General features: G+C 32.7%; 12 protein-coding genes. All 12 read left to right on the forward strand.

Annotated features, from left to right (window positions below; translation table 11 throughout):
* Positions 1-9: 9 nt before the first annotated feature.
* The 12 genes from ACMOUI_RS11610 to ACMOUI_RS11665 are packed head-to-tail and all read left to right on the forward strand — an operon-like array spanning position 10 to position 9,560.
* Positions 10-1,065, forward strand: coding sequence for a pyridoxal phosphate-dependent aminotransferase (locus ACMOUI_RS11610; RefSeq protein ID WP_418965852.1), 1,056 nt, complete (start codon positions 10-12; stop codon positions 1,063-1,065).
* Positions 1,065-2,393, forward strand: coding sequence for a cobyrinate a,c-diamide synthase (locus ACMOUI_RS11615; protein ID WP_418965853.1), 1,329 nt, complete (start codon positions 1,065-1,067; stop codon positions 2,391-2,393). Before ACMOUI_RS11610 ends, ACMOUI_RS11615 begins: the two co-directional genes overlap by 1 nt.
* Positions 2,381-3,025 (forward strand): precorrin-8X methylmutase, encoded by a 645-nt coding sequence (locus ACMOUI_RS11620; RefSeq protein ID WP_418965854.1) that lies wholly within the window; start codon positions 2,381-2,383, stop codon positions 3,023-3,025. The genes ACMOUI_RS11615 and ACMOUI_RS11620 overlap by 13 nt, the downstream gene beginning before the upstream one ends.
* Positions 3,025-4,149 carry a cobalt-precorrin-5B (C(1))-methyltransferase CbiD gene (cbiD, locus tag ACMOUI_RS11625; RefSeq protein ID WP_418965855.1) on the forward strand — a complete coding sequence of 375 codons (1,125 nt, stop codon included), beginning with the start codon at positions 3,025-3,027 and terminating at the stop codon, positions 4,147-4,149. Before ACMOUI_RS11620 ends, cbiD begins: the two co-directional genes overlap by 1 nt.
* The gene (gene cbiE, locus ACMOUI_RS11630; protein ID WP_418965856.1) at positions 4,142-4,771 is read left to right on the forward strand and encodes a precorrin-6y C5,15-methyltransferase (decarboxylating) subunit CbiE; all 630 of its coding nucleotides are present in this window, start codon (positions 4,142-4,144) and stop codon (positions 4,769-4,771) included. The genes cbiD and cbiE overlap by 8 nt, the downstream gene beginning before the upstream one ends.
* Before the next feature lie 5 nt (positions 4,772-4,776).
* Complete coding sequence (gene cbiT / locus ACMOUI_RS11635; protein ID WP_418965857.1) at positions 4,777-5,352, forward strand: precorrin-6Y C5,15-methyltransferase (decarboxylating) subunit CbiT; 576 nt, start codon at positions 4,777-4,779, stop codon at positions 5,350-5,352.
* Entirely contained in the window at positions 5,352-6,077 is a 726-nt protein-coding gene (cobI, locus tag ACMOUI_RS11640; RefSeq protein ID WP_418965858.1) for a precorrin-2 C(20)-methyltransferase, read from the forward strand. The genes cbiT and cobI overlap by 1 nt, the downstream gene beginning before the upstream one ends.
* Complete coding sequence (cobM, locus tag ACMOUI_RS11645) at positions 6,056-6,817, forward strand: precorrin-4 C(11)-methyltransferase (RefSeq protein ID WP_418965859.1); 762 nt, start codon at positions 6,056-6,058, stop codon at positions 6,815-6,817. The genes cobI and cobM overlap by 22 nt, the downstream gene beginning before the upstream one ends.
* A complete protein-coding gene (cbiG, locus tag ACMOUI_RS11650; RefSeq protein ID WP_418965860.1) occupies positions 6,817-7,803 on the forward strand; it encodes a cobalt-precorrin 5A hydrolase in 987 nt (328 codons plus the stop codon). The genes cobM and cbiG overlap by 1 nt, the downstream gene beginning before the upstream one ends.
* Positions 7,790-8,521 carry a precorrin-3B C(17)-methyltransferase gene (cobJ, locus tag ACMOUI_RS11655; protein ID WP_418965861.1) on the forward strand — a complete coding sequence of 244 codons (732 nt, stop codon included), beginning with the start codon at positions 7,790-7,792 and terminating at the stop codon, positions 8,519-8,521. The genes cbiG and cobJ overlap by 14 nt, the downstream gene beginning before the upstream one ends.
* The gene (cobK, locus tag ACMOUI_RS11660) at positions 8,518-9,258 is read left to right on the forward strand and encodes a precorrin-6A reductase (RefSeq protein WP_418965862.1); all 741 of its coding nucleotides are present in this window, start codon (positions 8,518-8,520) and stop codon (positions 9,256-9,258) included. The genes cobJ and cobK overlap by 4 nt, the downstream gene beginning before the upstream one ends.
* A gap of 20 nt (positions 9,259-9,278) precedes the next feature.
* A complete protein-coding gene (locus tag ACMOUI_RS11665; RefSeq protein ID WP_418965863.1) occupies positions 9,279-9,560 on the forward strand; it encodes a zinc-ribbon domain-containing protein in 282 nt (93 codons plus the stop codon).
* The last annotated feature ends 140 nt before the right edge of the window (positions 9,561-9,700 follow it).

The raw sequence follows: 9,700 nt of genomic DNA on the forward strand, positions 1-9,700 counted from the left end.
GTGAAGAAAATGGATGATTTACATGGTGGAAATATATATAGATTAAAAAGGGAAAAAGGAGTTGAAGTTCTTGATTATAGCTCTAATATAAACCCTTTAGGGGTACCTGAAAGTTTTAAAAAGGCAGTGATAGAGAATTTTGAATCCTTAGAAAAATATCCAGATATAGATTATATAGAGCTAAGAGACGCCATTGGTAAATACAATGGGTGTTCAATAGAAAATGTAGTTGTGGGAAATGGAGCCACAGAAGTTCTATTTTTATATATGAAAGCGGTAAAGGCCAAAAAAGTACTGATAATAGCACCGACTTTTGCAGAGTATGAAAGAGCTGCTAAGGCCGCAGGTAGAGATGTAAAGTTTTTCCCATTAAGTAGAGATTTCTCTTTAAATGAGAATATGCTTATGGAATTTATAACAGATGAAGATGTGGTGGTTATGTGTAATCCAAATAATCCCACAGGAAAATTTCAAGAGTTGGAAAAAATAGAGAAAATAGCTGATTTCTTGGAAAAAAGAGATAAGAAGCTATTTATAGATGAAGCTTTTATCGAATTTATAGACAATTGGAAAACTAGAACAGCTTTTCTATTAAAACATAAAAATATATTTATATTGAGGGCTTTAACAAAATTTTTTGCTCTTCCAGGGGTTAGATTAGGATATGGTTTAACATATGATAAAGATATATTGGATAAAATAAAAGATATTAGAGAGCCTTGGAGTGTAAATGGAGTGGCTGAAATAGCTGGAAAAACAATGCTTTTAGACACTTTATATATACATAAAACTGAAAATTGGATAAAAAAAGAGAAGGTATGGTTTTATGAGGAGTTATGTGAAGTAGAAAACATAGAAGTTACGCCAACAGAGACAAACTTTATCCTAGTAAAGCTATTAAATGACAATGCTAAAAGTTTTAGAAAAAAAATGATAGAGAATGGAGTATTAGTGCGTGATGCTTCAAATATGGTGTTTTTAGATGAGAGTTATATAAGATTAGCCATAAAGGATAGAAAAAGAAATGAACAAGTATTAGATGTTCTAAAGAGGGTGCTAAAGTGATGAAGGGATTTGTTTTAGCTGGAACAAGAAGTGGTATAGGTAAAACAACAGTTTCCATGGCTTTGATGGCTGCTTTTGAAAATGTAGCTCCTTTTAAAGTTGGACCTGACTATATTGATCCAAGTTTTCATAAATTTATAACTGGGAATAAAAGTTACAACTTGGACCTGTTTCTAATGGGAGAGGAGGGTGTAAAGTATAGTTTTGAAAAACATAGAAGAGATATATCTATTGTAGAGGGAGTTATGGGGCTCTATGATGGGTTGGGAAACTCTTTGGATAACTATAGTACAGCACACCTTTCAAGAGTTTTAAATCTACCGGTTATCTTGGTTGTAGACGCAGCTGGTAAAAGCACAAGTATAGCTGCAGAGGTTCTGGGATATAAAAATTTAGATCCAAGAGTGAATATAGCTGGAGTCATAATAAATAAAGTAAATAGTGAGAAACTCTATGAAATGCTCAAAGAGGCCATTGAAAACTACGCTCAGATACCATGTTTAGGTTATTTAAAAAAAGATGAAAATTTAAGTATAAGTAGCAGACATCTAGGGCTGTTACAGGCTGATGAAGTTGAGGATTTAAAGGATAAAAGAGAGATTTTAAAGAGAGAGATTCAAAAAACTGTTGATTTAAAGAGAATAGAAAAAATAGCAGATATTAACAACTCTCAAAAAGATTGGGATATATTTAAAAATATTGAAAATATATATAGCGGTTTAAAAATAGGAGTGGCTAGAGATAGAGCATTTTCATTTTACTATGAAGATAACTTAGAACTCTTACAGAGAATGGGAGTGGAGCTTATAGAGTTTTCACCCATAGATGATGAGAAAATACCTAAAGTTGATCTTTTATATTTTGGTGGTGGATATCCAGAAAACTATTTAGAGGAGCTATCAAATAATGAGAAGTTTAAAAGTTCATTAAAAGAGTTTCATAGAGCTGGAGGATATATCTATGGAGAGTGCGGAGGGTTTATGTATCTCAGTCAAGGAATAAAAACATTGGATGAAAAGTTTTATCCTTTAGCTCAGTTAATTGATTGTAGTGTAAAGATGACTGGAAGACTTTTTATAGGCAGATTTGGGTATGTAGATGTGAATTTTGGAGAGCTAAAAGGGAAGGCTCATGAGTTTCACTACTCAACTATAGATCAAGTTGGAAATGATGAAAGGGTGTTTAAACTCATAAAAAATGATGGGAGAGAGTGGCTATGTGGTTATAAAAATAGAAATCTTATAGCGGGATATCCTCATTTACATTTTTTTAAGAATTTAGATATATTAAAACATATGTTAGAAGGAGCAAAAAAATGTCATATATAAAAAGACCACAAGATATAGAGATAAGAAGTTTTGAAATAATAGAGGAGGAGATGGGGGAGAAAGCAAAAGAGTTTCCACAACACCATCTACCAATAGTAAAAAGAGTTATACATACAACAGCAGATTTTGAATATGCAGATTTAATAGAGATTTCAGAAGGTGCAGTTGAATCATGTTTAGAGGCCTTAAAAAAAGGTGGAAAGATATATTGTGATACCAATATGATAGCCAATGGATTAAGTAGGGTTACATTGGATAAGTATGGATACTCAGCATACTCTTTAGTATCAGATAAAGAGGTTGCAGAAGAGGCTAAAAAAAGAGGGGTAACCAGATCTATAGTAGGGATAGAACATGCAGCAAAAGATCCGAGCACAGATATATATCTAATAGGAAATGCACCGACAGCTCTATTTAGACTAAAGGAGCTAATCGATTCTGGAGAGGTTTCTAAACCAGCGTTGATAGTTGGAGTTCCTGTGGGATTTGTGGGAGCAGCTGAATCAAAAGAGATTCTACCTGGAAGCGGATTACCATATATAATTGTAAAAGGTAGAAAGGGAGGAAGTCCGGTAGCTGTTTCAATACTTCATGGAATTTTATATCAGTTATATAAGAGAGAAGGGTTTTAATGGAAAAGGAGTTAAGATCGGGGTATACAACGGGTACATGTGCATGTGTAGCTGCTCTTGTAGCAGTAAATATTTTACTGGATAAAGAGATAGGTAAAAATGTAGATATTGTAACCTTAAATGGAGTAACTTTAAATGTGCCAATCTATTCTCAAAAAAAGGGGAATAAATGGGCTAGAGGAGTTGTATTAAAAGATGCTGGAGATGATCCAGATGTGACAAATGGGATAGAGATATGTGCCAAAGTGAAGATTGTGGACAGATTACCTGAAATTGAAAGAGCACATAGATTTGAAAATATGTTACTTGTTGGTGGAAGAGGAGTGGGTCTAGTGACGAAAAAAGGGCTCAAAGTACCACCTGGTAAATCAGCAATAAACCCTGGTCCCCAAGAGATGATAATGAAAACTTTGAACCCTTTACTTGAAAAACATGGGTTAAAAGTAGTGGTAACTATATATGTCCCAAAAGGAAAAGAAAAAGCATTAAAAACATTTAATGGAAAATTGGGAATAGTTGGAGGGATATCCATTTTAGGCTCCACTGGAATAGTGAAACCTATGAGTGAAGAAGCACTCACTAAATCCATGTTTGCAGAGTTAAAAGTTTTGAAAGAGAATAGCCCAAGAGAGTGGGTAGTATTTGCTTTTGGAAATCATGGAAAAAAGTTTTGTTTGGACAACAAAATAGATATAGAACAGATGGTGGTTACAAGTAACTATATTGGCTTTATGATTGATAGTGCAGTGAAATTAGGTTTTAAAAAGATCTTATTGATAGGTCATATAGGAAAAGCTATTAAAGTGGCAGGAGGTATTTTTAATACCCATAGTAGGGTGGCAGATGCTCGTTTGGAGATAATAGCGGCCAATGCGATTTTAATCGATGAACCTAGAGAAAATATTTTAAAAGTTTTAGAGGCAAATACAGCTGAAGAAGCCACAGAGTACATATCTAAAAAAGAGAGCCTATTTAATCTAATTGCAAATAAAGTGGTGAAAAGAGCTATGGAGTATTCGAGGGATACCATAACTTTCCAGTCTATTTTATTTAATTATAGTGGTGATATTTTGGGATATAGTGATGGTTTTTATGAGATGATAGAGGAGTTAAAAAGTGAATAAAAAATTGACAGTGGTGGGACTTGGACCAGGTAATTTGGATTATTTAACAAGGGCAGGTATGAATCAAATAAAAGAAGCTGAGATTGTTATTGGTGGAGAGAGACAACTGGAAGAGGTAGAATCTATTTTGAACAATCAAACTGTCTATATTATGAAAAAGTTAGATAAAATGAAAAGTTTTGTTTTAGAAAACTTAACTAAAAATATTGTTTTTATAGTTTCAGGAGATACAGGATACTATAGTTTGCTTACATACTTAAAAAAAAGTTTTCCTGAACAAAGCTTCAATGTTATTCCAGGAATATCCTCATTTCAATATCTCTTCTCTAAAATAGAGATGACTTGGGAGCATTATCAACTCTGTAGTGTTCATGGAAGAGAGAATAATTATATAGAGATATTTAATAATAGTGTGAGCGGAGTTGTTCTGTTAACTGATGAGAAAAACAATCCAATTGAGATAAGTAAAAACCTTATTGAAAAGGGAATTTTTGATGCAGAGATAATAGTTGGAGAAAGACTTTCATATACAGATGAAATCATCACAAGATTTTTGGTTAAAGATTATAAGGACTACGATAAAAAATATGAAATGAATGTAACAATTATAAGAAAGGTTTGAAAATTATGGGACATATTTATGACAGGGAGTTTATTCAAAAAGAACTACCAATGACAAAACAGGAGATTAGAGCAATCTCCATAGCAAAGTTACAACTGAAAGATAATTCAACTTTAATAGATGTGGGAGCTGGAACTGGAAGTATCGGGATAGAAGCTGCAACTTACCTAAGAAATGGACAAGTTTATGCCATTGAAAAAGAGGAAAAAGGGATTGAAACCTTAAAGGAGAATATCAAAAAATTTAGATTGGAAAATATAGAGGTAATAGTGGGGAGAGCTCCTGAAGCTATACCAACTATTGAGTATGATAGAATGTTTATTGGTGGGTCTACAGGTTCAATGAGAGATATACTTGAACATTTTATCAAATATTCAAAAAAAGATTCTAGGGTGGTTATAAATGCTATAACGCTAGAAACTTTAGCAGATGCTACAAAACTTTTAAAAGAGTTAGATTTTAAAAATATAGAAGTTGTAAATGTTGTTGTATCTAGAGGGAAAAATATAGGACCATATACAATGATGTATGGTGAGAATCCAATATATATAATAACAGCAGATAAGGAGGAAACAAAGTAATGTCAACAGCAAAGTTTTATGGAATAGGAGTGGGAGTAGGAGATCCTGAAATGTTAACTTTAAAAGCTATAAGAGCTTTTAAAGAGCTAGATGTAGTGGTTTTACCAGAGGCAAAAAAAGCTGAGGGAAGTACAGCATATGAGATAGCTAAAGAGTATTTAAAAGAGGGTGCAGAAACTTTGTTTGTTGAGTTTCCAATGTTAAAAAGTGTAGAAGCTAGAAAAGAGTTTAGAAAAAGAAATGCAGATATGATTGTTGAACACTTAAAAGAGGGAAAGAAAGTTGGATTTTTAACAATAGGAGATCCGATGACATATAGTACATATGTATATATTCTTGAGTATTTAGATGGAATGATACCAGTGGAAACAATTCCAGGAATCTCATCATTTTCAGATATGTCTTCAAGATTTAATCTACCTTTAGTTATGGGGGAGGAATCTTTAAAAGTTGTATCACTAAATGGAGAGACTGATATTATCAATGAGATTGATTCAGCTGACAATATTGTTTTTATGAAGGTATCTAGAAATTTTGATAAACTTAGAGCTGGATTGGAAGCCACAGGGAATTTAAACAATATAATAATGGTTTCAAACTGTGGAAAAGAGACACAGGAGATAAATTTTGATTTAACAAAAATGGAAGAGGAAGATATTCCTTACTTTACAACATTAATATTAAAAAAAGGTGGTATAAATCAATGGAAAAAGTTTATTTCATAGGAGCAGGGCCAGGAGATCCAGAATTAATAACAGTGAAAGGACAAAGATTAGTTAAAGAGGCAGATGTAATAATTTATGCTGGGTCTTTAGTTCCAAGACAGGTTATAGAGTGCCATAAAGAGGGAGCTGAAATACATAATTCAGCTTCAATGACTTTAGAAGAGGTTATAGATGTAACAGTGAAGGCTATAAGAGCTGGGAAAAAGGTTGCTAGAGTTCATACGGGAGACCCTGCAATATTTGGAGCTCATAGAGAGCAGATGGATATGTTAGATGAGTATGGAATAGAGTATGAGGTAGTTCCAGGAGTAAGTTCATTTTTAGCTTCAGCAGCAGCGGTTAAAAAAGAGTTTACTTTACCAAGTGTATCTCAAACTGTAATTTGCACAAGACTTGAAGGAAGAACTCCAGTACCTGAAAAAGAGAGCTTAGAGTCCTTAGCTTCCCATAGAGCTTCTATGGCTATTTTCCTGTCTGTACATATGATAGGAGATGTTGTAAAAAGATTGGCTACGCACTATCCAATGACAACTCCAATAGCAGTTGTTCAAAGAGCGAGTTGGGAAGATCAAAAAGTTGTTTTAGGAACACTAGAGACAATTGAAGAAAAAGTTAAAGAAGCTAATATAACTAAAACTGCTCAAATCTTAGTGGGAGATTTTTTAGGAGATAAGTATGAAAAATCTTTACTATACGATAAGCACTTTACACATGAGTTTAGAAAAGGGATTGAGAAGTAATGAGATTAGCAATTTGGACTGTTACAAGAGGAGCAGGTCTGAAGGGAATAGAGATTGGAAAAAAAATTTTAGGTGTGGATATATTCACACTTTCAAAATTTAAAATAGATAATACTATACAGATAGAGAGTTTTACAGAAAAGTTAAGTGAAGTTTTTAATGAGTATGATGGACATATATTTATAATGGCAACAGGGATTGTCATTCGTAAAATTTCATCTTTAATAAAATCTAAAGATATAGACCCAGCAGTGGTTGTAATAGATGAGGGTATGAACTTTGTAATATCTCTTCTATCTGGACATCTAGGTGGAGCAAATGAGTTGGCTCAAAACCTTCATGAAAAATTAGGATTGGTTCCAATTATAACAACTAGCTCAGATATAACAGGGAAAATCGCAGTGGACACCCTATCTCAAAAGTTAAGTTGCAAATTAGAATCTTTGGAGAATGCTAAAAAAGTGACATCACTAATAGTGGATGGGAAAAATGTACAGTTAAATCTTCCTAAAAATATATGTGATGAAAATCCTGAAGGGATTATGATTGTTTCCAATAGAGAAAATCTGGAAATAGTTAGATTATATCCTGAAAACCTAGTTATAGGAATAGGTTCAAGAAGAGGGATTGAAAAGGAAAAGGTGTATGATTTTCTGATTGAAGTATTAAAAAAACATAATCTTTCACCTAAAAGTATAAAGCATTTTGCAACAGTGGATTTAAAAGCAGATGAGGAAGGGATTATTGAAACTGCTAAGAGATTTGGTAAAGAGTTAAAAATTGTCAGTAGAGAAGAGATATTGACAGTGGAGGATATGTTTCAAGGGTCGGAGTTTGTGAAAAAAGAGATAGGCGTAAAAGCTGTTTCAGAGCCTTGTGCATACTTAACATCAAGTAAAGATGGAAAATTTATAGAGATAAAAGCAAAAAAAGATGGAATGACAATTTCTATTTATGAGGAGAGATTTATTTATGAAAAAAGGTAAAATATATGTTGTGGGAATAGGACCTGGAAATATGGATGATATAACAGTTAGAGCATATAGAGTTTTAAAAGAGGTAGATGTGATAGCTGGATATATAACTTATATAGATTTAGTAAAGGATGAGTTTGCTGAAAAAGAGTTCTATGTATCAGGTATGAAAAAAGAGGTTGCTAGATGTGAGCAAGTATTAGAGATAGCAAAGTCAGGTAAAGATGTTGCCTTAATTAGTAGTGGAGATGCTGGAATTTATGGAATGGCTGGAATTATGATAGAGATAGCTCAAAAAGATGGATATGAAGTGGAGGTTGTTCCAGGAGTAACATCATCAGTGGCTGGAGCAGCAGTTGTGGGAGCACCTCTTATGCATGACCACGCTACAATAAGTTTAAGTGATCTTTTGACTGATTGGGATGTAATAATAAAAAGAATTGATAAAGCTGCAGAGGGAGATTTTATAATATCTCTTTATAACCCAAAAAGTAAGGGAAGAACGACTCAGATAGTTGAGGCCAGAGAGTTAATGTTAAAACATAAAGCTCCAGAGACTCCAGTTGCACTATTAAGACATGTGGGAAGAGAGGACGAGAACTATACATTAACAAATTTACAGGACTTCTTAGACCATGAGATAGATATGTTTACAGTTGTTATAATAGGAAATTCAAAAACATATATTTCCAATGATAGAATGATAACTCCAAGAGGATATCATATATGATTTGGGTTATAGGTGGGACAAAGGACTCTAGAGATTTTATAGAGTCCTTTCCTTTTAAAGGAGAGTTGATAGTAACAACTGCAACAGAGTATGGAGGGAAGCTGTTAGAGGGAGTTAAAGATATAAAGGTATTTTGTCAAAGGCTGGATTTAAATGGTATGAGTGAGTTTATAGAGAGAAACAGTGTGAAAAAAATTGTAGATTTATCCCATCCATATGCAGAAGAGGTTTCAAAAACTGCCATAGAGTGTTCTAAGCTAAAAAATATTGAATATGTGAGATTTGAAAGGGAGAATTTAAGTTCTGAAGAGGGTGTTATAGAGTTTTCAGATATAGATACTATGATAAAATATTTAGAGAGTTTATCAGAAAATATACTGGTAACACTGGGAAGTAATAATATCCATAGATTTGAGCATATGAAAAATAAGTCGAATATATATTTTAGAATTCTTCCTAAATGGGAGATGGTAAAAAAAGCTGAAGAGTTTGGGATTCTACCTAAAAATATTATAGCCATGCAAGGACCTTTTTCTAAAGAATTAAATGTTGCAATGATGAGGCAACTTAATATAAAATATATTGTGAGTAAAAAAGGCGGAGATACTGGTGGAGAGAGAGAAAAAATAGAAAGTGCAAAAGAGATAGGAGCTATATCGATACTGCTATCCAGACCAAATGTGGAATATCCAATAGCATTTTCAAATATAGATGAACTTATACAATATATTATTTAAATATTAAAGGGGGAGTGGTCATGATTTTTATAGGGGTTTTCGGTTTAAAAAATACAGAGGAAAAGTTAAGAGATGTTGATTTTGAGTGTACAGGGTGTCTTTCTGAAAAAGTTGAATTATACGCACTGAGAAGAGTTTTTGAGTTTTTCTTTATACCGATAATAACATTGAAGAAGAAACATGTAATAGCCTGTCGTACTTGCAAAAGCATATATAAGCTGAAAGAGAATAAAATGGAAGAGATTTTATTAAAAGGAAAAGTTAGATATGAAGATGTGGAGGAAATAGTTAAAGAGTACTAAAATAAAATTAATTGTGATTTAACTAAACATAAATTTAAAATATGTGAACCATTCATTTTATAAATAGTTTTATCATTCAATATTTATATAATAACATTGACATTTTATATGAAAAGCTGTATATTTACACTATATGAAAT

Origin of the sequence: Cetobacterium sp. (genome assembly GCF_048470075.1) — a bacterium.
In the GTDB taxonomy this organism is placed as follows: Bacteria; Fusobacteriota; Fusobacteriia; order Fusobacteriales; family Fusobacteriaceae; genus Cetobacterium_A.

Bases quoted from the DNA above. Each gene is read 5' to 3' on its own strand.
- ACMOUI_RS11615 (WP_418965853.1), top strand. From the start codon at position 1,065: ATGAAGGGATTTGTTTTAGCTGGAACAAGAAGTGGTATAGGTAAAACA.
- cbiD (WP_418965855.1), top strand. From the start codon at position 3,025: ATGGAAAAGGAGTTAAGATCGGGGTATACAACGGGTACATGTGCATGT.
- ACMOUI_RS11665 (WP_418965863.1), top strand. From the start codon at position 9,279: ATGATTTTTATAGGGGTTTTCGGTTTAAAAAATACAGAGGAAAAGTTA.
- cobM (WP_418965859.1), top strand. From the start codon at position 6,056: ATGGAAAAAGTTTATTTCATAGGAGCAGGGCCAGGAGATCCAGAATTA.
- cobK (WP_418965862.1), top strand. From the start codon at position 8,518: ATGATTTGGGTTATAGGTGGGACAAAGGACTCTAGAGATTTTATAGAG.
- cbiG (WP_418965860.1), top strand. From the start codon at position 6,817: ATGAGATTAGCAATTTGGACTGTTACAAGAGGAGCAGGTCTGAAGGGA.
- cbiT (WP_418965857.1), top strand. From the start codon at position 4,777: ATGGGACATATTTATGACAGGGAGTTTATTCAAAAAGAACTACCAATG.
- cobI (WP_418965858.1), top strand. From the start codon at position 5,352: ATGTCAACAGCAAAGTTTTATGGAATAGGAGTGGGAGTAGGAGATCCT.
- cobJ (WP_418965861.1), top strand. From the start codon at position 7,790: ATGAAAAAAGGTAAAATATATGTTGTGGGAATAGGACCTGGAAATATG.
- ACMOUI_RS11610 (WP_418965852.1), top strand. From the start codon at position 10: ATGGATGATTTACATGGTGGAAATATATATAGATTAAAAAGGGAAAAA.
- ACMOUI_RS11620 (WP_418965854.1), top strand. From the start codon at position 2,381: ATGTCATATATAAAAAGACCACAAGATATAGAGATAAGAAGTTTTGAA.